The sequence below is a fragment of the Kribbella sp. NPDC056951 genome (assembly GCF_042674205.1).
GTDB classification, from domain to species: domain Bacteria; phylum Actinomycetota; class Actinomycetes; order Propionibacteriales; family Kribbellaceae; genus Kribbella; species Kribbella yunnanensis.
This window is the reverse complement of record NZ_JBHUQZ010000004.1, coordinates 160,400-183,704: the sequence shown is the minus strand read 5'-3', so window position 1 is coordinate 183,704 and position 23,305 is coordinate 160,400. Positions and strand designations below refer to the sequence as shown.

The 23,305-nt window shown below is 67.2% G+C and carries 17 protein-coding genes; 14 read left to right on the top strand and 3 right to left on the bottom strand.

Annotated elements, in window-relative coordinates:
* Positions 1 to 11: 11 nt before the first annotated feature.
* Complete coding sequence (locus ACFTSF_RS18890; RefSeq protein ID WP_380154974.1) at positions 12 to 1,022, top strand: alcohol dehydrogenase catalytic domain-containing protein; 1,011 nt, start codon at positions 12 to 14, stop codon at positions 1,020 to 1,022.
* A 5-nt stretch (positions 1,023 to 1,027) separates the two neighbouring features.
* Here the strand turns inward: ACFTSF_RS18890 and ACFTSF_RS18885 are convergent, their stop codons facing one another.
* Complete coding sequence (locus ACFTSF_RS18885) at positions 1,028 to 1,639, bottom strand: hypothetical protein (RefSeq protein ID WP_380154973.1); 612 nt, start codon at positions 1,637 to 1,639, stop codon at positions 1,028 to 1,030.
* A gap of 356 nt (positions 1,640 to 1,995) precedes the next feature.
* Between ACFTSF_RS18885 and ACFTSF_RS18880 the strand changes: the two genes are divergently transcribed.
* The gene (locus ACFTSF_RS18880; protein ID WP_344165495.1) at positions 1,996 to 2,610 is read left to right on the top strand and encodes a Type 1 glutamine amidotransferase-like domain-containing protein; all 615 of its coding nucleotides are present in this window, start codon (positions 1,996 to 1,998) and stop codon (positions 2,608 to 2,610) included.
* 156 nt (positions 2,611 to 2,766) lie between these two features.
* Here the strand turns inward: ACFTSF_RS18880 and ACFTSF_RS18875 are convergent, their stop codons facing one another.
* Positions 2,767 to 3,204 (bottom strand): DUF6319 family protein, encoded by a 438-nt coding sequence (locus ACFTSF_RS18875; RefSeq protein ID WP_380154972.1) that lies wholly within the window; start codon positions 3,202 to 3,204, stop codon positions 2,767 to 2,769.
* 110 nt (positions 3,205 to 3,314) lie between these two features.
* Complete coding sequence (gene gndA, locus ACFTSF_RS18870) at positions 3,315 to 4,790, bottom strand: NADP-dependent phosphogluconate dehydrogenase (RefSeq protein WP_380154971.1); 1,476 nt, start codon at positions 4,788 to 4,790, stop codon at positions 3,315 to 3,317.
* Positions 4,791 to 4,976: 186 nt separating this feature from the next.
* Here gndA and ACFTSF_RS18865 point away from each other — a divergent pair, with 186 nt between their 5' ends.
* The 12 genes from ACFTSF_RS18865 to ACFTSF_RS18810 all read left to right on the top strand — a co-directional run bounded on the left by ACFTSF_RS18865 (position 4,977) and on the right by ACFTSF_RS18810 (position 22,940).
* Positions 4,977 to 9,680, top strand: coding sequence for a DUF2961 domain-containing protein (locus tag ACFTSF_RS18865; RefSeq protein ID WP_380154970.1), 4,704 nt, complete (start codon positions 4,977 to 4,979; stop codon positions 9,678 to 9,680).
* Positions 9,677 to 10,207: an isochorismatase family protein gene (locus tag ACFTSF_RS18860; RefSeq protein WP_380154969.1), complete on the top strand. Its 531-nt coding sequence runs from the start codon at positions 9,677 to 9,679 to the stop codon at positions 10,205 to 10,207. Before ACFTSF_RS18865 ends, ACFTSF_RS18860 begins: the two co-directional genes overlap by 4 nt.
* Before the next feature lie 142 nt (positions 10,208 to 10,349).
* Entirely contained in the window at positions 10,350 to 10,685 is a 336-nt protein-coding gene (locus tag ACFTSF_RS18855) for a hypothetical protein (protein ID WP_344165481.1), read from the top strand.
* Positions 10,682 to 11,674: a phosphate ABC transporter permease subunit PstC gene (pstC, locus tag ACFTSF_RS18850; protein ID WP_380154968.1), complete on the top strand. Its 993-nt coding sequence runs from the start codon at positions 10,682 to 10,684 to the stop codon at positions 11,672 to 11,674. Before ACFTSF_RS18855 ends, pstC begins: the two co-directional genes overlap by 4 nt.
* A complete protein-coding gene (gene pstA / locus ACFTSF_RS18845) occupies positions 11,674 to 12,738 on the top strand; it encodes a phosphate ABC transporter permease PstA (protein ID WP_380154967.1) in 1,065 nt (354 codons plus the stop codon). The genes pstC and pstA overlap by 1 nt, the downstream gene beginning before the upstream one ends.
* 11 nt (positions 12,739 to 12,749) lie before the next feature.
* Positions 12,750 to 14,435 carry a phosphate ABC transporter substrate-binding protein PstS gene (locus ACFTSF_RS18840; RefSeq protein WP_380154966.1) on the top strand — a complete coding sequence of 562 codons (1,686 nt, stop codon included), beginning with the start codon at positions 12,750 to 12,752 and terminating at the stop codon, positions 14,433 to 14,435.
* Entirely contained in the window at positions 14,432 to 15,310 is an 879-nt protein-coding gene (locus ACFTSF_RS18835) for a sortase (protein WP_380154965.1), read from the top strand. The genes ACFTSF_RS18840 and ACFTSF_RS18835 overlap by 4 nt, the downstream gene beginning before the upstream one ends.
* A gap of 28 nt (positions 15,311 to 15,338) precedes the next feature.
* Complete coding sequence (locus ACFTSF_RS18830) at positions 15,339 to 17,021, top strand: PPC domain-containing protein (protein ID WP_380154964.1); 1,683 nt, start codon at positions 15,339 to 15,341, stop codon at positions 17,019 to 17,021.
* 158 nt (positions 17,022 to 17,179) lie between these two features.
* Complete coding sequence (locus ACFTSF_RS18825) at positions 17,180 to 18,193, top strand: PstS family phosphate ABC transporter substrate-binding protein (RefSeq protein WP_380154963.1); 1,014 nt, start codon at positions 17,180 to 17,182, stop codon at positions 18,191 to 18,193.
* Between the two features lie 83 nt (positions 18,194 to 18,276).
* Positions 18,277 to 20,910, top strand: coding sequence for a hypothetical protein (locus ACFTSF_RS18820; protein ID WP_380154962.1), 2,634 nt, complete (start codon positions 18,277 to 18,279; stop codon positions 20,908 to 20,910).
* A gap of 120 nt (positions 20,911 to 21,030) precedes the next feature.
* A complete protein-coding gene (locus ACFTSF_RS18815) occupies positions 21,031 to 21,798 on the top strand; it encodes a phosphate ABC transporter ATP-binding protein (RefSeq protein WP_380155292.1) in 768 nt (255 codons plus the stop codon).
* Positions 21,795 to 22,940, top strand: coding sequence for a lytic transglycosylase domain-containing protein (locus tag ACFTSF_RS18810; protein WP_380154961.1), 1,146 nt, complete (start codon positions 21,795 to 21,797; stop codon positions 22,938 to 22,940). Before ACFTSF_RS18815 ends, ACFTSF_RS18810 begins: the two co-directional genes overlap by 4 nt.
* Positions 22,941 to 23,305: the final 365 nt, after the last annotated feature.

Genomic DNA, 23,305 nt, shown 5'->3' with positions numbered 1-23,305 from the left:
AAGGGTTTTTGATGACTATGCGAGCAGCTCAAGTTCAGCAGCCCGGCGGCCCCTTCGTGGTAACGGATGTAGCTATCCCGGAACCCGCACCCGGCCAGATCCGGGTGAAGGTCTACGCCTGCGGGATCTGCGGCGGTGACGCCATCCCGCGCAACGCCCTGTTCGGTACGGTCCTGCCACGCACCCCCGGCCACGAGATCGCCGGCGTGGTCGACGCGGTCGGCGAAGGCGTGACGCTCTGGACGGTCGGCGAGAAGGTCGGCGTCGGCTGGTCCGGTGGCGTCGACTTCACCTGCGAGTTCTGCCGCCGCGGCGACTTCACGAACTGCGTTCAGCACACAATCGTCGGCACGTCGTACGACGGCGGTTACGCCGAATACATGGTCGCCCCGCAGGACGCGGTCGCGCGGATCCCCGAGGGGTTGACCTTCGAGGAAGCAGCCCCGCTGATGTGTGGCGGCATCACCGCGTTCAACGCCCTCCGCCACGCGAAGGCCGGACCCGGCGACCTGGTCGCGATCCAGGGCGTCGGCGGTGTCGGACACCTCGCGATCCAGTTCGCCGACAAGATGGGCTTCCGCACCGTCGCGATCAACCGCGGCCGCGACAAAGAGGAGCTGGCCCGCCGACTAGGCGCCGACGACTACATCGACAGCACCGAAGGCGACGCCGGCGAAGCCCTCAAAGCGCTGGGCGGAGCAGCCGCCGTACTAGCCACCGTCTCCCGCGCCGAACTCCAATCCGACCTGGTCAAAGGCCTCCGCCCCAACGGCCAACTCATCGTCCTGGAAGGCTCCGACCCCATCCAAGTCACCGGCCACGACCTGGCCGACACCCGCCTCACCGTCTCCGGCTGGTACTCCGGCGTAGCCCAAGACTCCGAAGACACCCTCAACTTCGCCGTCCTCAAAAACATCCGCCCCATCATCGAGACCTACCCCCTCGAAGAAGCCGAAACAGCCTGGCAAAACCAACCCAAAGCCAACCTCCGCATAGTCCTCCAAACCCAGCCCGGCACCTGACTCGGTTACATCGGGTCTTCGCAGCGGATGCCGGAGCACGGGTTCTTCGGCGGTGGGTAGTAGACGAGTTGTCCGAGCTGCTGCCAGCGGGACAGTCCGTTGGCGCCGTAGGTGGGGCCGGCGTAGTACTCGCTCTGCAGGGTCACCGAGGGCGTGTACGCGGTAGCCAGCCAGGACCTTCTCTCGTCGAAGGTGTCCGGCTTGTGGATCGACAACCAACTGGGGTCGTACTGCTTCGTGGTGAAGAAGCCCTTGGCGTTCGGGAAGCCGCAGTCCATCAGGACGGGCTTCTTGCTCGCCCCCACCACGCCGATGCACTTGCGGTACTGGGTGTTCTCGATCCAGGCGGTCGTGGACGAGACAGTGGTGATCTTCCAGCTCTGTGTCGTCCGGGCGCCCGTACACGGTCGCGTCGTCAGGGATAGATCGGTGTCGACCACGTCGAGGCACAGGTTCTCGCGGCCATCGCCGTACTGGCCGCCGTTGCGCAACCAGGTCACCGTGACGGTGTCCGCGCTGGCCGGCGCCGCACCCCGCACACCCGCAAGTACTCCTAAGGCCGCGAGGGTGACCGCGCCGGCCCCCGCGATCACCTTCTTCGTCAGTGAGATCTTCATACCCGAGATCGTCGTCACAACCTGTTTCACCGGCGTCTCGCGCCGATCTCACGAGGTCGCAACGAGCGCAGCCCTGACCCCTGACAGCCGGGCGCCGGCCCGGCGGTCACCTTGAGACCCCACCAACCATCTAACCCCCACCGAAGCGGTCGAACCGTGCTCAAGGTCAACCAGCCGACTCACCTTGGGCACCCCTCAACCACCTCCCGGCCGCGCACATGGTTGACCCGTGCTCAACGTCGTACCGGCCACAACCCGGGGGTGGGCGTAGCCGGCGGGGGCCGTGGACAGGTAATACCTTGTTCAGGGCCACTGGATCTTGTTCACGCCCCCGGTCCGATGCGCGAGAGGTGTCGATGAGGTTGCTGTTGAGTTCCTGGTTCCTGACCCCTGACAACCAGCCGTTGGTGCTTTCCGGGGGCCGGGCTGGAATCGTGCTGAATGCGCTTGATGGGTACGGCGTATCGCGCGCTCGCGACTATGGCCGGGAGAGCCGCACTCTGGAGTCCTTCGGGTACTCCTGTGAGGAGCTCGATCTCCGCGAGTACTTTGCAGGGCCCGAGGAACTCACTGAACGCCTGGGCGGCCTCGACCTCGTCTGGGTCCTGGGTGGGAACGCGTTTGTGTTGGCTCGGGCGATGACTCGGGCGGGATTTCGGGCGGCTGTTCAGGAGCAGGGGCAGCGGACGGACTTCGTGTACGGCGGGTATTCGGCGGGGGCCTGTGTGGCCGGGCCGGATCTTCAGGGGATCGAGCTGATGGATGAGCCGGGCGTTCTGCCCGCGGGGTATTCATCGTCGACTCGACCGGAGTGCCTCGGGCTGGTGCCGTTTCGGATCGTTCCGCACTGGCGGTCTGAACATGCTGAGACGGAAGGGGCGGAGTTAGCCGCGGCCTATCTCGCCGAGCGCGGGTTAGAGCATCGACGGCTGCGGGACGGGGAGATGCTGGAGCTGCACGACATCAGCTGAGTAAAGACCGCAGCCCAGATGCGCGGGGCACCTGGGCTGCGGGGGCGATGTGCGTCCTGGGAAGAGGACGAGCATCGGCGGGTCTTGGTCGCCAGGGAAGGTGGCTGCCAGGACCGGAGAGTCCGGCCGGCGAGGGCCAGACAACGGGTGGGTGGGTCAGGAGAGGTCGGCGAGTGCCTGGCGGGCGGCCTCTAGCTCGGCTTCGAGGGCGGCGACCTTGGCGGCCTGCTGGGCGCGGGCCTCCTCGATGACCTCGTCGAGCGGGGTCGAGAGGTCCTCGTGCAGCTCCTTGGCGGCGCGTGAGACGGCCGCGGCGGCAACTGCCACGCCACGGGCCAGGTAGGTCGAGCCCTGCTTGAGCTCGGCGGTCCATTCGCCGTCGGCGGTGCCGGTGACGGTGAGCGTCAGCTCGATCGTCTTGGTCTTCTTGGCAGCGGTCTTCTTGGCCGGCGCCTTCTTCGGGGCCGGGGCCGGAGCCTCAGACTCAGCCTCGGCGTCGGGAGCCGAGAAGGATGCAGCCGGGGTGGTGTCGGCGGTGACGGGAGTGTCGACGTCGTCCGACGGCGTTTCTACTGCCAGAGTGTCTACAGTCATCGTTGCGGCGATCTCCTTAGTAACGTCGCCCGCGGTGAGCGGGCTGGCACTGTGCGAACATTAGAACATACGTTCGACCCCAACGCCAACCCGCCCGCGTGTCGCCCGACCTAAGACTTGGTCTCCGAACGGTCGCCCGACCACTCCAGGTGGAAGGTTCCCTCGGCGTCGACGCGCTTGTAGGTGTGCGCCCCGAAGAGGTCGCGCAGACCCTGGATCAGCGCCGCCGGCAGCCGGTCCGCACGCAGGCCGTCGTAGTACGACAGTGCCGCCGAGAAGCCCGGAGCCGGTACGCCGGCCGTGGCTGCGGTCGCGACCACGCGTCGCCAGGCGTCCTGGCCGTTGGCGACGGCGTCCTTGAAGTAGTCGTCGACGAGCAGTGACGGCAGGGCCGGGTTCCGGTCGTAGGCCTCCTTGATGCGGTCCAGGAAGCGGGCTCGAATGATGCAGCCGCCGCGCCAGATCGTCGCCATCGCGCCGAGGTCGACATTCCAGTCGTACTGCTCCGAGGCGGCCCGGATTGCGTCGAAGCCCTGCGCGTAGGCGACCAGCTTGGACGAGTACAGCGCGTGCCGCACGTCCTCGATGAACGCGTCCCGATCCACATCGACCTTCGCCGACGCCGGCCCCGGCAGTACGCCGGCCGCCGCCTCACGCCGTACGACGTCGCCCGACAGCGACCGTGCGAACACAGCCTCGGCCATGCCGCTCACGGGGATGCCCAGGTCGAGCGCGGACTGTACCGTCCAGCGCCCGGTGCCCTTCTGCTCCGCCTGGTCCAGTACGACGTCCACGAACGCCCCGCCCGTGGTCGGGTCGACCTGGCTGAGGACGTCGGCGGTGATCTCGATCAGGAAGGACTCGAGGTCGCCGGTGTTCCACTCGCGGAACACGTCGGCCAGCTCGGCCGGGGACAGACCCAGAACGCGGCGCAGCAGGTCGTACGCCTCCGCGATCAGCTGCATGTCGGCGTACTCGATCCCGTTGTGCAGCATCTTCACGAAGTGACCGGCGCCGTCCGGGCCGACGTGCACGCAGCACGCCTCGCCGTTCACGTGTGCGGAGATCTTGGTCAGGATCGGGCCGAGTGCGGCGTAGGACTCGACAGAGCCGCCGGGCATGATGCTCGGCCCGTTGAGCGCGCCCTCCTCGCCACCTGACACGCCGCTGCCGACGAAGTGCAGGCCCTTCTCGCTCAGCGCCTTCTCGCGGCGCCGGGTGTCCAGGAAGTGTGCGTTACCGGCGTCGATGACGATGTCGCCCTGGTCCAGCAGCGGGACGAGTTCGTCGATGACGGCGTCGGTCGGCTCGCCGGCCTTGACCATGATGATGATCTTGCGCGGCTGCTCGAGCGCCTCGACCAGCGCGGGCAGGTCGGCGGCCGCGGTGAAGTCACCCTCGTGCCCGAACTCCTCGATCAGCGCGTCCGTGCGGCCCTGGGACCGGTTGTGGACGGCGACGCGGAACCCGTTGCGCGCCAGGTTCCGGGCCAGGTTGCGCCCCATCACGGCGAGGCCGGTGACGGCGATCTCGGCTTTCTCCCCCGACCGGGGTGGTGGGGTGGGGTCGGCGTCTGCAGAGCTCATCGAATTACTCCCGGAGTCTCAGGTTGTGTGCGGACCCATCTTTGCGCGCCCGGCAAGCGGTCGCCGCAGCGGCCCGGCCAGCGGACAGCCAACTCCTCGAAGCTGTGCCCTTCTCAAGCGCGGTCCAACGATGGTAGACACTGAGAAATCGATTTCCCGCCATCCATTCCGCCGGAGGGCTCGCCCATGTTCCGTCGCATAGTCGCGGTGGTCGCTGCCGCCGTACTGGTGCTCCCGACCGCAACAGCAACAGCCGGTACGACGCCGCTTCCGCAGAACAACGGTCCCGTCGGATGGGACGTCTACCGCCACCTGGACCGCCTGCCGGAACTCCAGACCGGCGTCCGCACCAAGCAGTTCTCCAGCTTCGGCCGGGACGGCACCAACAACGACGGTTTCGACGGCGCCTTCTCCTGTCTGCGTACGTCGGAAGCCGGCTGCGTGATCGCGGAGGACAGCGGCCCTGGTGAGGTCGCTTCCATCTGGTTCACCCGCGACGAAGGCAACGTGACCAAGACCGGCACCATCACCGTCGAACTCGACGGCAAGCAGGTACTGCACGGCTCACTGCAAGACATCGTCGACGGCAAGCTCGGTGCGCCGTTCAGCTACCCCCTGGTCGCGAACGGCGTCCAGAGCAGCGGTGGTGTCTACATCCGCGTCCCGATGCCGTACCGCTCCTCGATGCGCATCACCACCCAGAGCAACCCGTACTTCTACCACGTCGGCTACCGCGAGTTCCCGGACGCAACTGGCATCCGCACGTTCGACCCGGCAGACAAGGCGGAGGATGTACTGAAGCTGCTCAAGGACGCCGGCACCAAGGACCCCAAACCTGCCCAGCCGAACAGCCAGACCACCAAGAGCACGCTCAAACTTGCCCCCGGCAAGCGAGTCACGCTGGCCGATACCTACGGACCAGGTGAGCTCAGTGCGCTCCGGCTGAAGCTTCCAAGCATCGTCGGCCTCGAGTTGCCGGAGTTCGCCGACGACGGCCGCGCCTTCACCGGCAGCAGCAAGTTCACGATGAAGATCGACCCTGCCAACACCGGGGTGAAGCTGACGCGTCGGATGGACCTGCGGATCGGCAACCAGCGAGCCAAGGTTCTGGTCGACGGCGTCGAAGCAGGGGAGTGGGCTCCGCTCAAGGCGGCCGGTGCGCAGTGGCACGACCAGACCGTCGACCTCCCGGCCGCACTCACCGCGGGCAAGTCGCAGATCACCATCACCAACCAGTTCATCTCCTCCGACCTCGACTTCAACGAGTTCACCTACTGGGTCGATTCACCCAAGCGCACCGACACCCTCGATGTCGGGCCGAACCACGTCGCCGACGAGCAGGCGCACGGCTACGAAATCACCAAGCAGGCCTGGAGCGGCGCCCACACGATGCCGTACGCCGCAACGGAAGCCGACGGTGCTCGCGTCAAGCCCTCCGACTCGTTGCTGGCCGGTGTCCGCGTCGAGGTGACGATCGACGGTCAGAAACGCGTCGATGCCCCCATCGGTGAGTTCTTCGGCTCCGGTCTCGGCGAGAACCCGGTCCGCTCGCTCTTCTTCGCCATGGACCCCAACGGCTGGTACTCCGCCTGGTGGCCGATGCCGTACGTCGCCCGTGCCACGGTCAGCCTGGTCAATAAATCGGCGTACCCGCTGACTGGTCAGTCCGAGGTCACCGCGTCCCGTGACGCGCGCAAGGCCGTCGACCTGGTCACCGGGAAGACCGGCTACTTCACTGCGATCTCGAAACGCGGTGAGACACCGCAGGGCAGCGACTGGACGCTCGCACAGACCTCGGGGCGCGGCAAGTTCGTCGGCGTCGTCCAGACCATGGAGGGATTGCTTGCTAACGGCAACACTCGCGGCTACCTCGAAGGTGACGAGCGTGTGTACGTCGACGGTGAGCGGACCCCGGCGATTCACGGTACCGGGACCGAGGACTACTACGAGTCCGGCTGGTACTTCAACGCTGGCACCTACTCCACGCCGTTCCACGGCAACTCCGCCCACGAGGTCCAGGCCGGCTTCTGTACCTATGAATGCGATGGCGCTTGGCGACTGCACATCACCGACGCGATTGGGTTCCAGAACCAGCTCGACATCGGTATCGAACACGGTCAGCAGGACGATCACCCGGCGATCTACGGCTCCACGGCGTTCCTCTACACGTCGGCGAAGTTCGGAGCCCGCGAGACCGATCGCATCGACGTACCAGGGACCGAGCTGACGTCGGTCTACGAAGGCGATCACGATGATGTCGCGTTGACCGATCAGGTCGGTCAACTGCTGCGCTTCACCGCGAAGATCGACCCGGTCAACCAGGGCGTGACGCTCAGAAGGAGCAGCGATCAGAAGGTCGCCGGACAGTCCGCGCAGGTCTTCGTCAACGGCAAGGCCGCCGGCACGTGGCTGCAGCCGCTCGGCAATACCCACCAGCGCTGGCTCGACGACAACTACCAACTGCCCGCAACGCTCACCGCCGGCAGGTCGACACTCGACATCGAGCTGCGACCCACCGGACCGTGGACAGCCAGCCGGTACGTCGTCCAGTCGCTCGTCACCCCGTACGTCGACCGCCGCGCACCCGCCGCGGTTGCCAACGTGCGGGCGACCGGCCAAACAGGCAACGCGATCAACCTGAGCTGGAAGGACGCACCTGATGAGTCAGGTGTCGCGCACTACAACGTGTATGGGACCAAGGTGGTCGGGACGAAAGCGCGGGGTCAGGAGAAAACGCGGGGTGGGCAGGCAGCGCAGGGCGGCGAGGAGTTGCTCGGGAGCACGCCGCTGCCAGGCTTCGTCCACCGCGGCCTCGGACTCCACGAGGCGTGGTCCTATCGAGTGGCGGCGGTCGACCTGGCGGGCAACGTGGGGCCTAGGTCGACGGCGGTCGAGGGGACGAGTGGCAACGTGCTGCGGGTGGAGGGGGAGGCGATGCTGCCACCTGTCTCGTCGAGCGTGCCTGTAGATCCGCAGGGTAACTGCTGTGGCGTGAGCTGGTCGGGTGGCGCACAAGCCTGGATCCACGGCACCAAGGCTGGTGACAAGACCACGCTGGCCTTCACCGTGCCGACCACCGGCACCTACGAGCTCAACGCCGTACTGACCAAGGCCGCCGACTACGGCACAGTCGACCTGCAAGTTGACGCCGGCGAGGCCAGGAGTTTCGACGGCTATCAAGCAAGCGGTGTCGGCACGCAACGCCAAAGCCTCGGCACCCGGCAACTCGCCGCGGGCAAGCACAACCTGACCGTCACGCTGACCGGTAAGAACCCGGCCGCTACCGGCTACCTGGCCGGCCTCGACCTCCTGGACCTGGAATTGAACAGCACCCAGATCACGCCGTACTCGAAGACCGACACAGTGGTTGCGGCCGGCAAGTTCACCAAGATCTACGACCCGAGCACCGGCGAGACCGGTCCGTGGTACTACAACGATCACACGCTGATCCAGGACCGCACGACCGGTACCTGGCACGTGTACGCGATCACGCATGCCGAGCCGGCCAACCCGCTCGACGAGAAGAGCTTCGGCCACGCCACGGCCCCAACCGCCAACGGCCCGTGGACCAAGCAACCGCCTGCATTGGTCGCCGACCCGAATGCCGGTGAGAGTCACATCTGGGCACCGCACGCCATCTACGACAACGGCACCTACTACCTCTTCTACGCGGCCGGTACGCCGGACCACACGGCGTACCGGATGCATTTGGCCACCTCGACCGACCTCAAGACGTGGACCCGAGACGCGGCCAATCCCTTGTTCACTGACGGTTTCGACGGTCGAGACCCGATGGTTCGCAAGGTCGGCGACCAATGGGTGATGTACTACACCGCGAACTCGACGCCATCCGGCGGCAACCACATCGTTGCCTACCGCACCAGTTCCGATCTGAAGCATTGGAGCGCACGGCAGACGGCGTTCCAGCACCCGGCGACCGGCACGTACGGCGGTCCGACGGAGTCGCCGTTCGTCGTACAACGGGGGACCGACTGGTACCTGTTCGTCTGCTGCGACGGGGGCTACGAGTCGACAAAGGTCTACAAGAGCAAGGATCCCCTGCACTTCACCACCGACCAGCTGGCCGGCACGATCCAGGCGCATGCCGCCGAGGTCGTGCAGGACGGCGACAACTGGTACGTGACCGGTGCCGGTTGGGGCAAGGGCGGTCTCTTCCTGGCCCCACTCGACTTCGCCAAACAAGAGGTGACCAAGGGACAAGTAGTCAGCAACGACCACTACCGCGCCACGATCCAGACCAGTCCCCGTACGGCGATCACCAGCCTCGAGGTCGACCCGACCGGCCAAAAGCAGTACCGCCAGGCGCTCGACGAGACCGGTCGCGCGACCGCGCCGTACCTGGGAGTTGGTGGTTTCGGTGCCACCGACATCACCGGTCCGGCCGCGCAGGTCGAGACGACCGGCACGAGCCTCAAGCTGACCGGCATCCCGTTCGGCGACGAGCCCGTGACCGCCGACTGGACCTTCGATTTCGGTGCGCGGACCTTCGATACCGGTCTGACCTGGAAGGTGAACGGGGCAACAAGTGCGACGCTCTGGGAGGTGGCCTTCAACGTCGACTCGGCCCTTCCGGATCAGGGCGATCCCGGCGGCTTCGGCCGGGACGGCGATGTCCCCGGCCTTCCGAAGTGGTCGATGGCGACTGGCCCAGGACTCAGCCTCGTCACCGCGCACAAGAACGCCTGGTCCAACGACAACCACTGGTACGACCCGGTGAGCGACGGCGTCGCGTGGCAGCCGCTCTGGCAACCCGGCGGTCGCGCCTGGCCGCAGGGCACGTACGACGGCGGCACCTGGCGCGTCGGCTTCTCCGGCACCGAGCGGGACGTGACCTACGCGAACGCCTTGGCGGCTACGCTCGGCGGATGACCACGTTCAGCCTTGATCCCCGCCGTACGGCGCTCGTCCTGATCGACCTGATGCCCCGCATCATCGCTCTGGACACCGCGCCCCTGAAGGGGACCGAGGTGCTCGCGCGCTGTGCCGCGCTGGCGAAGGCCACCCGCTCTGTCGGCGGTCTGGTGGTCAACGTCCGGGTCGAACGCCCGGGCGTTGACTACCAGCCGGAAGGCAGCGGCTTCGCACCCGAGGTTGCCCCACAGCCCGGCGACCTCGAGATCGTCAAGAACACCCTGGGCGCCTTCGGCCGCAGCACCCTCGACGCCGAACTCCAGCGCCGCGACATCAACACCCTCGCCCTGGCCGGTATCGCCACCAACTTCGGCGTCGAGTCCACCGCCCGCGCTGCCGACGATCTCGGCTACGAGACCGTCTACCTGATCGACGCGATGACCGGCCTCGACGAGGAGTCCCACAACTTCGCCCTCAGTAAGGTTTTCCCACGTCTCGGCACGCTCTGTACCGGCACCGAGTACATCGCCGCCCTCAGCGACTAAGACATTCCGGCCCCGGCCGTAACCGAAAAGCGTGTTCATGCTCCGCTTCGGTTCGGTTCACCACGCGTTGTCCGCTCCTGGCAACAGTCCCCCTGACTAACTGCTCTGGGGGAGAGGTTGGAGGGGCGAGGTGGGGGTGCGGATGCAGTTTCTCGAGGATCCGCGAGGAGGTGAACGGCTGTGGCGACTGCTCTCCGGCAACAACCGCCCACTCGCGATGGGGCGCGGCGGGCGGGAGTCGCCGCAGGAAGAGCTGGCGGCGGTACGGCGGCTTGCGCGCGAGGCGGAGCCGGCCCTGCGGCGGGATCCGGAGGGACGGTGGCGCTGGGAGCTGGCCGCGGACAACGGGCCTGATGTCCGCTGTCCCGGGGTCTTCGCGCGCCGGATCGACGCTCGCCGCGCATTCCATCGATTCACGCAAGCGGTTGAGCTGGCCGAGGTCACCTCCGGGCAGCTGACCCAACGGGAGCAGCGGTGACCGAACAGACCGTCGAGCCGGCACCGCGCAGGCTGCGGTCGTCGCTCGCACCGTCCGACCTGATCTTCCGGCTCGTGGCCCGCGGCGGCGGTGGCCTGGTGCTGCTGATCACCGGTGGGATCGGAATTTTCCTGGCCTACCAAGCAAAACCGACACTCCAGACGTACGGCTGGAAGTTCTTCACCGAGCAGTCCTGGCAGCCCGAGGCAAACCAGATCGGCGTCGCCGCGATCCTCTTCGGAACCGTCGTGGTCGCCGCCATCGCGATCGCGATCTCGTTCCCGCTGGCGGTCGCAACCGCGCTCTACATCACCGAGTGGGCGCCGCGGGGTTTGAAGAAGAGCCTGGTCGCGGTGGTCGACCTGATGGTCGCGGTGCCGTCGATCGTCTACGGCCTGTGGGGCTTCTTCCTGCTGCAGCCGCGCGTCATCCACCTGTCCCGCTGGATCACCGACTTCTTCGGCTGGATCCCGATCTTCAAGGTCGACACCGATCCGGATGCCGCGGTCTTCGACGGCGCGACGTACGCATCCTCGGCGTTCATCGCCGGGATCGTGGTCGCGATGATGGTGATGCCGATCGCCTGCGCGGTGATGCGCGAGGTCTTCGACCAGACCCCGGCCGGTGAACGCGAGGCCGCCCTGGCACTCGGCTCGACGAGCTGGGGAGTCGTCCGCGCAGTCGTCCTGCCATTCGGCCGCGGCGGCATCATCGGCGGCACGATGCTCGGCCTCGGTCGCGCCCTCGGCGAGACGATCGCCGTGGTGATGATCGTGTCGCCGCTGTTCGAGATCAACTGGCACGTCCTGCAGTCCGGCTCGATCACCATCTCGTCGATGATCGCGCTCCGGTACGGCGAGGCCCAGGGATCCCAGCTGAACGCCCTGATGGCGGCCGGCCTGGTGCTGTTCGTGATCACGCTGATCGTCAACCTGATCGCCGGCTTCGTGGTTGCTCGCAGCCGCAGCGGCGCCGGAACGGAGATCTGATGGCCGCCATTGCGGAAGAACCGGTACGACGTCAGCTGCGGATCGTGGACGTGGAGGACCGGGCCGGGCTGGTCGGGTCGGCGGTTGCCGGGTTGTCATTGACCTGGGTTGTCTACAGCCGGATCCTGCCGACCGAAGGCACGCTCGGATTCATCGTCTGCTGGTGGCTTTCGTTCACCGCGCTGTACCTGCTCTACACGGGACTCCGGCGCGGCCGCGTCGTCCTCGCCGACCGCTTCGCCGTACTGCTCGCCCATAGTGGCGCGGCACTCGTCGGCTTCGCGCTGTCGACGGTGATCGGGTACACCCTGATCCGTGGCGCCCGGGCTCTGATCCACAAGAACTTCTTCACGCAGGACCTGCGCACGGCCGGACCACTCGAGCCGCTGAGCACCGGTGGCGCGCTACACGCCCTCGCCGGGACGCTGATCCAGATCAGCATCGCCATCGCGATCACCCTCCCGCTCGGCATCCTGTGCGCGGTCTACCTGACTGAGGTCGGCGGCCGCGCGTCGCGGCTGGTGCGCTCGGTGGTCGAGGCGATGACCGCGCTGCCGTCGATCGTCGCCGGCCTGTTCGCGTACGTCGTACTGCTGATCGGATTCGGGATGCGGTTGTCCGGCTTCGTGGCGGCGATGGCGATCTCGGTGATGATGCTGCCGATCATCGCCCGCTCGTCCGAAGTAGTCCTCCGGCTAGTTCCCAGCGGCCTAAGGGAAGCGTCCCTAGCCCTCGGCGCAACCCAGTGGCGAACTGTCTGGTCAGTCGTGCTGCCGACCGCGCGACCCGGTCTCGCGACCGCGCTCGTGCTCGGTACGGCGCGCGGCATCGGCGAGACCTCGCCAGTCCTCCTGACCGCCGGATTCACGACGTACCTGAACCTGAACCCGTTCTCCGGCCCGATGGTTTCGCTGCCGTTGTTCACCTTCAAGATGTCGCAGTCGCCCGAGGCCAACTACATCAGCCGGGCGTTCGGCGCCGCGGCGTTGCTGCTGGTCCTGGTCCTGCTGCTGTTCGCCTTCTCCCGCTGGATGGCCGGTCGCGGCCGGTCCGGTTCCCGATGAAAGGACCAGCCATGCGTAGGCCCATCAGAGGGCTCAGCGCCTTCGTGCTCGCCCTGCTGCTGACACTCGCGTCGGCGGCGCTCCCGGCGTCGGCCGGCAGTACGGCGTACGCGCCGATCTATGGCACCGGGTCGACCTGGTCGCAGAACGCGCTCGACCAATGGATCCGCGATGTCGAGCCGCTCGGGATGCGGGTCGAGTACGGCGGCGGCGGGTCGTCGCGGGGCCGGCTCGACTTCGCCAACAACCTGGTCGACTTCGCGATCAGCGAGATCCCGTACCAGGGCAAGGACCCGCTGACCCAGGCCGACGACAACGCCCACGGCCGTGCGTATGCCTACATGCCGATCGTTGCCGGCGGCACGGCGTTCATGTACCAGATCCGGATCCGCGGTCAGCTGTACCGCGATCTGCGGCTGTCCGGGGACACGATCACCAAGATCTTCACCGGCAAGATCACCAACTGGAACGATCCGCAGATCACTCGCGACAACAACGGCAAGAAGCTGCCGAGCAAGAAGGTCATCCCGGTCGTCCGCTCGGACGGTTCCGGTACGACGGCCCAGTTCACGCTCTGGATGAACACTCAGCACAAGGCGTTGTGGGACGGCTTCTGTCAGTCCACGCAGAACCGGAAGTGCGGCCAGACGTCGTACTTCCCGACCACGAACTTCTCCGGTGTGAAGGCGCAAGGTGGTTCGAGTCAGATGGCCGGGTACATCTCGGCCAGCTACGCCGACGGCGCGATCGGGTACGTCGAGTACTCGTACGCACTCGGCAAGAGCTACCCGGTCGCGAAGGTGAAGAACACCGCCGGGTACTACACCGAGCCCAACGCCTACAACACCGCGGTCGCGCTGACCCGGGCGCAGATCGAGACCAACTCGAAGTCGCCGCTCTACCTCACCCAGAAGCTGACCGGGGTCTACAACCACCCGGATCCGCGCGCGTACCCGTTGTCGTCGTACTCGTACATGATCCTGCCGACCGCGAATCTCAGCGCCAACAAGGGCCAGACCCTGGCGGACTTCGCGGCGTACTTCCTCTGTCAGGGCCAGCAGAAGGCGGCCCCACTCGGCTACTCACCGCTGCCGCTGAACCTGGTGCAGGCCGGGTTCCATCAGATCGCCAGGGTGCCGGGGAGCAAGGCCGGGGCGACGGACATCAAGAAATGCGGCAATCCGACGTTCGACGGAAAGAATCTGAACCGCAACGTCCTTGCCGTGGTCGCTCCGCAGCCGTTGCCCTGTGACCGCGACGGCGCCGGCCCTCCCGTCAACGGCAAGTGTGTTGCCGCGGGCAACAACGGGAACGGCAACAACAACGGGAACAACAACGGCAATGGAAACAACGGAACCGGTAACAACAACGGCACCGGTAACAACAACGGCACCGGGAACGGCAACCCGAACGGCAACGGGAACGGCGGTCAGCCGACTCAACCAGGACAACAACCTGGCAGCGGTCCGACGAGCGCGCCGGTGGTCGATCCGGAGACCGGGCAAGTGATCAACGCCGGCGGCCCGAACAACGGCGGGTACGTGCCGACCGGACAAGTGACCGACCTGAACGGCAGTCGCGGCAGTGGCGACATGCTCCGCAACCTCGCCGTACTGGTCTCCGCCGAGGCACTCCTGCTGCTCCTGGTTCCGACCCTGGTGTCCCGGCACCTGCAGCGTAAGCGAGCAGGCCGGTGACCGTCGCCGTCTCCGCACCGTTGCGGATGGCAACCAAAGCGCGTGAGGAACTCGCGCTCCGGCCGCAGCTGACGTCGGATGCGTTGCGGCTGTTCGCGCTCGGAATCCTCGTGTTCGTGATCTACGTGCTGCTCCTCGGCGCGCTGCAGTACAACCGCGCCCAGGACATCGCCTACGACAAGATCCGCGGTCAGCTCGCCGAAGCAACGGCACCGATCGGTCCGGGCGTCGAGTACGGCGCTCCGGTCGCCGTACTCGATATTCAGGGGCTCGGGCTGCGGCAGGTGATTCGCGAGGGGACCACCGGCTCGATCCTGATGCAGGGACCGGGGCATCGGGCCGACAGTCCGTTGCCCGGTGAGGCTGGTGTCGCCGTCATCTACGGTCGCGCGCTCAGCTACGGCGGCCCGTTCCGCGCCGTACCGAAGTTGGGGCCCGGTGCGCGGTTCGAGGTCGTCACCGGGGAGGGACGCTTCAACTACGAGGTGAAGGCGGTACGACGGGCGGGGGACCCGTTGCCCGCAGTCCTGCCGAGCGGTGGGTCCCGCGTCACACTCGTCACCGCCGAGGGCGCACCGGTACCCGCGAAGACCGTGTACGTCGACGCCGAGCTTGTCGACGGCACTGCAATACCCGACCCGGGCGGGCGGTTGGCCCGGGTCCCGGACTCTGAGCAGGCGTTCGGCGTGAACCTGTCCGGTGTGCTGACGCTGGTGCTGTGGTTGCAGGCACTGATCGCAGTCGCCATCGGACTCGTCTGGTTCCGGTCCCGGATCGGCCGCTGGGAGTCCTACCTGATCGGCGCGCCGGTAGTCGTCGCGCTGGTATGGCGGGTGTTCGAGCAGATCGCCGCCATGCTTCCGAACCTGATCTGACCAGATCAGTTCATTGGAGGGGAAAACGATGAACGCACGAATCCACCGGACAGTGGTCGGCGCGGCGCTGATCGCTGCATTGCTAGCCACCACCCCGGGGGTCTCGTCCGCGGTAGTCACCACCACCAACCACCAAGAGCACGAAGTGGCCACGGCAGCGGGGGAGAACGACAGCCGGGCCACTGCAGAGCGGTTGTACGGCGTCAGTACGGCGACCGTCCACGGCACCCTCTCGCCCGCCCCGGTCGCATTGACCGCCGGTGACGAGGACAACGGGTCGATCGCATCCGCGACGGCCACCGGGATCGGTACCGGCGCAGTCCGGGCCGTGACCACCAGCGGGACACTCGGCGACGGGCCGCACGGCTCGCTCGGCGACAAGACCAATGACTTCGACTTCTACCAGGTAGCCGGTCAGGCCGGGCAGACGCTGACCGTCAGCACCGACGGTTCGCCCGCCTCCACCAACACCGTCGTCGGCCTGTACGACGCGGCCGGCCAACTGCTCGCGTCTGACGACGACAGCGGCGCCGGTGCGCTCAGCAAGCTCCAGTTCCCGATCACCGCGACTGCTGACTACTACGTGGCCGTTGCGGGCAAGAGTGCGGCTGGCGACTTCCCGACCGACCCGCAGAACTCAGGCAGCGGTCTGGGCGGTGCCGACACCGGCGCCTACCAGCTCCTGATCGCCGCGGCTCCGATCGACCGCGACTTCTACGCCGTCAAGCTGGCCGAGGGCGATGTCCTCGGCGCCGCGCTCGGTGCATCCGGCGACCGGCTGACGGTGATCCGGCCGAACGGATCGGTTGCTGTGGGCACCGATCTGCACAGCCTCGGCAAGGTGCCGGCCGCCTCCACGCTTCCGCGCGGTGCAGTCGACCTGGCGGTCGTCGCCGACCAGGCCGGTTGGTACGCCGTCTCAGTCACCGACGGCTTCGGCCCGTACGACCTAAGTCTCGGGGTATCCCGGCCGGCCGTCGACGACGCTCCGCAGACGGTGTTCCTCGACTTCGACGGTGGTTCGATCGACCTCGCGCCGCTCGGTGGTACGGGAGTACGGCAGCTGTCCGGACTGACGCCGTACCTGCCGAACTGGGGTCTGACCGCGGCCGATGAGGCCGCCGTGATCGCCAAGGCGACGGCCACTGTCCGCGAGAACCTGCGCACTGACGCCGTCCGCGCCGGGTACGACGTCAACGTGCGAATCCGCACCAGCGCCGACGACACCGACACCTTCGGCAGCCCGAACGTGAGCCGTGTGGTGATCGGTGGCAAGACCGCCGAGTCCGGAATCGGCCGGATCGGTACCGCGCAGTCCATCGACCCGGGCAACTTCGCCCACGAGGAGACCGCTCTCGTCCAGCTCGACCGGATCAGCGCGGCCACCGGCCCGCTCAGCCTGAACACCTACCTCACCGCCACCTCCGACCGGATCGCGTTCGTCGGCACCGCCCTGGGCAACCTGGCCAGCCGCGAACTCGGTGCCCTGTACGGCGCCGCTCCGGCCGACCCGGCGAGTACCACCGCCACCCTGATGGATGCCGACGGCAACTTCCCCGGCCTGTACGGCGTGGGTCCGGACGGCTTCGGCGGTACCGCCGACGACCTCGACGTCGACTACAAGACCGACACCTACAACCCGGCTTCCGGCCTGACCGGCAGCCAGAACGCCCTGAACGCGATTGCGTGGGGAATCAGCTTCCCCTGCTGAGAGTGAGAACGTTTCCGGCTAGCCAGCGGGTCATGTCCGGTTAACCGAACAGCGACCTGCTGGTGACCCCGGCACGATGAATTAGGGATGTGACCGCAAACCGGCACCGCGACCTCACGAAGGTCGCGAAAACGCTTGTGAGGAAGGGAATTCCCCTAATGCGTTTCACCCGTACCGCCCGTGCCACCGCGATCGCCGCTGCCGCGGTCGCGCTGGTCGCCACCTCCGCGCTGACCGCTGCGGCGGACCCGACGTTCACGCCGGACGCGAACGACATCGTCCTGGTCGGCTCGGACACCAGCGAGAACGTGCTGAACGACCTCGCCGCCGTCTACAACGGCCGGACGCCGACCCCGTCGGCCAAGCTCGCCTCGTGGGACGCGACCGGCACCTCGCCGATCGTGCTGCGCTCCGGCACCGCCTCCGTCACCCGGCCGAACGGCTCCAGCGCCGGTATCGCCGCGCTGTGCTCGAACGCCAACGTGTCGGCGGCGCGCTCGTCGCGTGGCCCGGCCACCGGTGACTGCGCCGGTCTCGCCTTCCTGCCGTTCGCCAAGGACAGCGTCCGCTGGGCCGCCCACAGCGGCGTCGCTGCGGTCACCTCGCTGACCGACGCCCAGCTGACCGGCATCTACAACTGCACCATCACCAACTGGAACCAGGTGGGCGGACCGAACCAGGTCATCCTGCCGCTGATCCCGCAGGCCGGTTCGGGGACCCGCACCTTCTGGGCCACCCAGGTCGGCATCAACGCCAGCAGCCTCCCGTCCTGCGTCAAGGACAACGTCGGCGGTACGCCGGTGCAGGAGCACAGCCCGACCCTGATCAAGGCCAACGCCGGTGCGATCGCGCCGTTCTCCGTCGGCCGCTACAACCTGCTCACCGCCACGGAGAAGAGCGGCACCGTCCGCGGCGACATCGCGGCCGCCGACTCCGCGGCGTACGACCGCAACCTCTACAACGTCGTGAAGACCGTCAGCGGTTCGGTTCCGGCCGGCCTCGCCGACGTCTTCGGTGACGGTTCGGGCTTCTCCTCGCTGGGCGGTACGCCGTTCGTCTGCGAGGACGCCGACACCGACCCGGCCACCACCACGGCCGGTGACGTCGTGACCGCCAACGGCTTCCTGCCGCTGGGCGACGCCGCCAACGGTGGCACCTGCGGCGTGCTCTGACTTTCGCACTAAACGCAACAAACCCCGGTGGGTGCGGAGCTTCCGCGCCCACCGGGGTTCAGGTACTGAGAGGGAGGAATGCTGTGAGGCCCAAGAAGCTCACCATGATCGCGGGTGCGTGCCTGCTGGCGCTGTTGTCGGTGGTGCCCGGACCAGCCGTCGCCGCGGACGACGATCCGCCGCCGGACCCGACGGACGCGGCCATGGTCGCCGAACCGTCCGCGAACCCGGTGACGCTGCAACGGGACGGCGTCAGTGTCACCGCATCGAAGACCGGGAACCTCACCCGGCAGATGGTGTCGGTGTCGTGGAAGGGCCTCGACCGGTCTCCGACGAACTTCATCTACCCCGTCGTGGTGATGCAGTGCCGCGGCACCAATCCGAGTCGCGAGGACTGCTGGATGGGTTCGGTCGCCGACAACGGCGACGCGCAGGGCACGAACAAGCTGCAGGCCAAGGCGACGTACTACGCACCGGTCGAGACGTCGGACTGGTACAGCCAGCCCAAGACCCTGCCGGCCGGTCCGTTCTTCTCGGTGCCGTTCCGCAAGGTCGACTCGGCCGATGATACGAAGGATCAGTACCAGGGCTGGCGTAATGCCCTGAACGGGTTCTGGAACACCATGCCGCTGCTGATCGAGCCGGACCTGGAGCACAAGCTCGGACCGATCGACGACTTCACGCCGGGAACGCGGAACTTCCGGCGCGGAGTGACTCAGGCGGATGGCACCGGACAGGTGCAGACCTGGGTCAACACGGCGGTCGAGAACCCGTCACTCGGGTGCTCGGACACATCGCCTTGCTCCCTGGTCGTCGTACCAGTGCGGGAGCGTCCTTGTCGGAACGCGAAACAGGGCGCGCCGCCGTTGACGATCAGCAACTGCGCCAAGGCCGTTGGCCAGGCCGGCATCGGCAACTGGCAGTTGCTGGCCAACTGGTACGAGCGGTACGTCTTTAAGCTCTCGTTCAGCCCGAGCCTGCCCAAGTGCATCGGTCGCACCGACCAGGCCAAGTTCCTCGGATCCGAACTCACTGCCGAGGCGATGCGCCGCTGGGTGCCGGCTCGCTGCCAGAAGGAGAGCCCGGCCGCCCTGGACTTCACCCGTGCCTGGGAACCGGACTCGCTGCGTCAGCTAGGCTTGCGTGACCCCGCCTCGACGTCGAAGTACGCCGCGGATGCTGCGGTGGTGAGCGAGCCGGCGTCGCCTGACGACCCGGTGTCGAGCGATCGCAGGCTCGGGTACGCGCCGATCGCGACGACCGGGTTCGCCATCGGCTACACGGTCGACCAGAACCAGGGCGGGACCCTCAGCCAGGTCACCGATGTGAAGCTCAACCAGCGGCTGGTGGCCAAGATGCTGTCCCAGTCCTACCCGGGCAAGTTCCGCCCGAACACCGACAAGCTGCCGGTGAATCCGAACACCGCCAGCAACCCGGCGAACATCTTCAAGGATCCCGAGTTCCAGCAGCTCAATCCCGCGGCGGCCGGTTACGCCGGAGCCAACGCGGCCGAGGGGACTCAGCTGGCGATGCCGACGGCTCGCAGTGACGTGTTCCTTGCGCTGACTCGATGGATCTGGGCTGATCCGACCGCGCGTTCCTTCCTGCAGGGCAAGGCGGATCCGTGGGGGATGACGGTCAATAAGACCTACCGCGGCTGGGAGCTGCCGACCGACGACTACAACCTGAACGACGGTTGGCAGATCCCGAAGACCGGTGGTGACTGGGCTGGCTTCCAGCCGCAGACGTTCTGGGCGCAGAACACGAACTCGTGGGCGAACGGTTCCGACATCACGATGTCTGGCTGGCCGCTGACCCAAAGCCCGCAGTTGCGCGACCCGAGTACGCCGACGAGCGGTTTCGCGGGGAAGCGGGACAACGCGCAGAACTTCGGTGAGCGACACATCTTCGTGCTCTCGGTATTGCCCGAGCTCGAGAAGACCGGCGTACGGGCTGCTGAGCTGCGCAACAGCGCGGGGGAGTTCGTCGGACCGACGGTCGAGTCGATGGGGTACGCGTTGGATGGCGCGCAGCCGGACAAGAACTCCGGGACCTGGAAGCTCGACTACGACGCGATGGACAAGCGCGGCTACCCCGGCACGATGATCAGCTACGCGGCCGTGCCGACGTCGTCGCTGCCGAGCACGTTGGCTCAGCGGTATGCGGACAACCTGCGGTGGATCAGCACGCAGGGGCAGCAGTGGGGGCAGGAGGCCGGGCAGCTGCCGGACGGCTACCTCGCGCTGACCCAGGAGATGCGCGACCAGGCCGGCCGGGTTGCCGATGCCGTCGGGGCACAGACCGGTACGCCGCCGATTCCGCCGAAGGACCCGGTCGACGATCCCAAGGACCCGACGCCGAACGATCCGCCGAAGAACTCACCTCATCACAACACCAACGAACCGAAGAACCCGAACGGTCCTGGGGATGGGAAGACGCCCAGTCCCACGCCAGGCCCGGGTACGCCGTCTGGTGGGCCGAGTAGTCAGCCGCCGGTGAACAACTCCAGCACGAAGCCGATCGCGGCCACGACCGGTGAGTCGCTCGGCTGGCTGGCTTGGGGGTTGCCGGCGTTGCTTGCCGCTGGCCTGGCGGCCGGAGTCGCGTCACCGGGGATCCGGGTGATCTCGCAGCCGGGACATCCGGTACGGCGGGGTCTGGCCGCCGGTGGTTCGTATCTGGTCGGGCTGCTGCGTCGGGGCCGGCGCCGTGGCTGACCTGCCTGCTCGTATCAGCTCTATTCGATCGGAAGGACTCGCATGACGTCTGTACTGCCTGCCGTTCCTAGTGCGGCGTCTGATGAGACCACCGTGCTGCCGCCGGTCAGTGGCGGCAGCATGCTGGAGAGCGACCGGGTCGCGGCCTGGTTCGGGAATCACAAGGTGCTGGCCGACATCTCGTTGCGGATGGAGTCCGGTCAGGTCACTGCCCTGATCGGCCCGTCGGGGTGCGGCAAGTCGACGTTCCTGCGGATCCTGAACCGGATGCACGAGCTGGTGCCTAGTGCATCGCTGGCTGGGCGGGTGTTGCTCGACGGCGACGACATCTACGAGCCGGAACGGCGGATCACCGACACTCGCAAGCGGGTCGGGATGGTGTTCCAGAAGCCGAACCCGTTCCCGGCGATGAGCATCGCGGAGAACGTCACTGCCGGGTTGAAGCTGACCGGCACGCGGGTTCGGGGGAGTGAACGGTCTGAGCTGATCGAGGAGTGCCTGAGCAAGGCCGGGCTGTGGAAGGAGGTCCGGGATCGGCTCGGCTCACCGGGTGGGGCGCTGTCCGGTGGGCAGCAACAGCGGTTGTGTATCGCACGATCGCTGGCCGTGCGACCCGACGTACTGCTGATGGATGAGCCGTGTTCGGCACTCGACCCGACGTCGACTCGACGGATCGAGGAGACGATCCATGAACTGCGCCGCGAGGTGACGATCGTGATCGTCACGCACAACATGCAGCAGGCGGCGCGGGTGTCGCAGACCTGCGCGTTCTTCCTGGCCGAGCAGGGGACTCCGGGCGTGATCGTCGAATCCGGACCGACGACGAAGATCTTCTCCACCCCGGAGGACTCGCGAACGGCGGACTACGTGGAAGGGCGGTTCGGGTGATCACCCGGGGCGATACGTGGCGAATCAAACTGATCGCGGGCTGGGCGTGCGCGGCGCCGCTCGGACTGATGGCGCTGGTGATCGCCTCCGGCGGTGGTGGCGCTGCGAATCAGTTGGTGGTCGATGCTCATGCGGTGACCGGGTTCATCGACCAGCCGGCGGACCTGCCACCGGGACCCGGGGTGGACGGTCAACTGCCAGTGCTGCAACCGGCCGACGTACCGGAGACTGGTACGACGGATGGAACGGTGCAGCCGATTCCGGGGATCGCGGGTGATGCGTCTGGAATCCCTGGGACGGTGTTGGCGGCGTACCAACGGGTTGCTTTCGATGTGAGTGTTGCGCTGCCGGGTTGCCATCTGACCTGGCCATTGCTGGCGGGAATCGGCAAGGTCGAGTCCGACCACGCAGGGTCCGGCAAGGTAGATGCCCAAGGCAACACCCGCGGCCGAATCCTAGGCCCGGTCCTGAACGGCGGCCCCGGTCTGGCCGCCATCCCCGACACCGACCAAGCCCGCTACGACGGCAACCCGGTCTGGGACCGAGCGGTCGGCCCCATGCAGTTCATCCCCGGCACCTGGGCGAGTTTCGGTGCCGATGGCAACGCCGACGGCCTGAAAGACCCCCACAACATCTACGACGCCTCGCGCGCAACCGCCAACTACCTCTGCTGGGGAGGCGCCAACCTAGCCGATCCCCAAACCCTGGTGCGGTCCGTCCTGCGCTACAACCACTCAATGGAGTACGTCTCCACAGTCCTCCGCTGGATGCAGTCCTACACCAGCCAAACAGTCCAAGTCCCAGACTCCGAAGGCGTAATCCCGCCCCCACCCGACGACAAGGGCACCCCCGACAAGCCCATCCCCACACCACCAACCCCCACCCGCCCCGCCCAACCCACCATCACCCCACCACCCGTCACCCCGCCAGTCGTCCTCCCCCCGCCCCTCAAACCCCCACCCCAACAACCACAATCCCCCAAACCCCCGTACCAGCCCCCAACCCGCCCAAGCACCCCAACAACCCCAACGCCCACGCCGACGCCAACCCCGCAGCCGACACTCACCCCCACCCCAACCCCGGAGCCGACGCCCACCCCAACCCCGGCACCGGAGCCCTCCGCCGCAACCCCGACAACCTGAGAGGCGGACCGCAAGCCCCCTGCTCAAGCGCTGGAGCTAGGCCGCGCCGTACTGCGGCCCCCACCCCTCTGCGCCATCCCGCCCCACCGCAACGTCCAATGAACCCGCAAGCGCGTTCTCCGAATCGCCGGACGTGAACCACTGCTCCCGGCCAACGTCCGAAGGACCCGCAGGCACGTTCTCCGAATCGTCGGACGTGAGCCACCGCTCCCGGCTAACGTCCGAAGGACCTGCAGGCATGGTCTCCGAATCGTCGGACGTTACGAATGGCTGAGGGGGATGGGACCGCGCCGTTGCCGGTTTCCTTCCCGCACAGCAACCACAGCCCGGCAACCCCAGGCGACGTGAAGCCGACTTCGCCGCCT